Below are 1,649 nucleotides of genomic sequence, written 5' to 3'. Positions count from 1 at the left end.
AACGAATACTCAGCTTCCCAAACCCGTGCCGGGTACGGTGTTCCTGAAGAAACGATTTCACAATGGCGACGAGCTATAACGTGGGTAGCAGCGCCGCGATGACCGACAACCCACTGGTGCGAGCTTACGACGTTGGCAAGCGTCGTGAAGCGAGCCCGGGACTCAGCATGGTCCGGGAGTCGTCGGTGACAGTGGCGAGCGGCGCGAGCCGCATCCCGTTTGAGAGATCGAGTCCAATCTGACGCTTCCCATGACGCTGCCATCCATCAACCATAGCGAGACAAACCATGGCGATGCGCAAGCGGGAAGACAGTCCCGAAATGTTTCCGAACGCAGCGGGCATCGATATAGGTGGTTCGAGCCACTGGGTAGCGGTACCCAGGACCGCGGACGATGAGCCGGTGCGGGAATTCGGTACGATGACCGACGATCTGAACGCGATGGCCGACTGGCTGCTGGCGTGCGGTGTCGATACGGTGGCACTCGAATCGACCGGAGCCTACTGGATACCGGTATACGAGGTGCTGGAGCGGCGCGGGCTGGCGGTGTGGCTGGTCGACGCGCGGCAGATGAAGTACGTGCCTGGCCGCAAAAGCGATGTGCTCGACTGCCAGTGGCTGCAGAAGCTGATGAGCCTGGGGCTGCTGCGGGCGGCCTGGCGCCCCGGCGACAAGGTCTGCGTGGTGCGTGCGGTGGCGCGCCAGCGCGAGGTGCTGCTTACCGAGCAGGGCAGCTGGGTACAGCGCATGCAGAAGACGCTGGTGCAGATGAATATCCAGCTCACCGAGGTGCTGAGCGACATCATGGGGACGACGGGACAGGCGATCATCCGCGCGATCGTCGCGGGCGAACGCGATCCGAAGGTTCTGGCCCGCTACCGTCACGGCCGGATCAGGCGCAGTGCCGACGATATCGCCCGCGCATTGACAGGCAACTGGCGCGAGGAGCACCTGTTTGTGCTGAAGCAGGCGCTATCGATGTACGACGACATCGCCCGTCATCTTGGTGAATGCGATGCCCGCCTGCAGACGCTCGTGGACGAGAGTGGCAGCCACCACGTTGACATGGGTACCGGGCCGAGGGCCGGCACCAGGCTGCGAGGCAACTTCGACCAGCGGCAGAGACTCGCCAACTGGGCGGGTGTCGATCTCACGCGCATCAACGGACTGGGTGTGTCCACCGTCCTGACACTGCTGTCCGAGATCGGCCCGGACCTGAGCCGCTTTGCCAGCGTGAAGCATTTCTGTTCCTGGCTGGGGCTGACGCCCGGCACGAAGATCAGCGGCGGCAAGGTATTGTCCTCAGGCACGAAACGCTCGGCCAACCGGGCGCGGCAAGCGCTCAAGATGGCGGCCATGACCCTTTCCCATAGCGACTCTGCGCTGGGCGCTTTTTACCGCCGGCTGTGTGCCCGGATGGACAAGCCACGCGCCAACACCGCAGTGGCGCACAAGCTCGCGCGCATGGTGTATTTCATGCTGACACGCGGCGAGGCCTTCGTCGACCAGGGACAGCAGCGTTACGAGGAGCAGCAACGCCAACGAAGTATCGCTGCCCTCAAACGTCGCGCCGCCAGGCTGGGGTTCCGCATTGAATCTGTTCCGGCGACACCGTAAGAGCTACCGTCGAATAGTTTTGTTTCTTGAGAG

The 1,649-nt window shown here is 63.1% G+C and carries 2 protein-coding genes; both read left to right on the top strand.

The annotated features are described in order from the left end of the window. Window positions 1-62: 62 nt before the first annotated feature. On the top strand, window positions 63-242 hold the full coding sequence (locus FVF58_RS50930) for a hypothetical protein (RefSeq protein WP_149676977.1): 180 nt from the start codon (window positions 63-65) through the stop codon (window positions 240-242). 45 nt (window positions 243-287) lie between these two features. Beyond that, window positions 288-1,616, top strand: a complete 1,329-nt coding sequence (locus FVF58_RS50925; RefSeq protein WP_149676976.1) for an IS110 family RNA-guided transposase — start codon at window positions 288-290, stop codon at window positions 1,614-1,616. Window positions 1,617-1,649 lie beyond the last annotated feature (33 nt).

Source organism: Paraburkholderia panacisoli (assembly GCF_008369935.1).
Lineage (GTDB): Bacteria > Pseudomonadota > Gammaproteobacteria > Burkholderiales > Burkholderiaceae > Paraburkholderia > Paraburkholderia panacisoli.
This window is presented reverse-complemented; position numbering and strand designations above follow the sequence as displayed.

Excerpts from the sequence above, each read along its gene's own strand:
- FVF58_RS50925 (WP_149676976.1), top strand. The coding sequence starts at position 288 with ATGGCGATGCGCAAGCGGGAAGACAGTCCCGAAATGTTTCCGAACGCA.
- FVF58_RS50930 (WP_149676977.1), top strand. The coding sequence starts at position 63 with ATGGCGACGAGCTATAACGTGGGTAGCAGCGCCGCGATGACCGACAAC.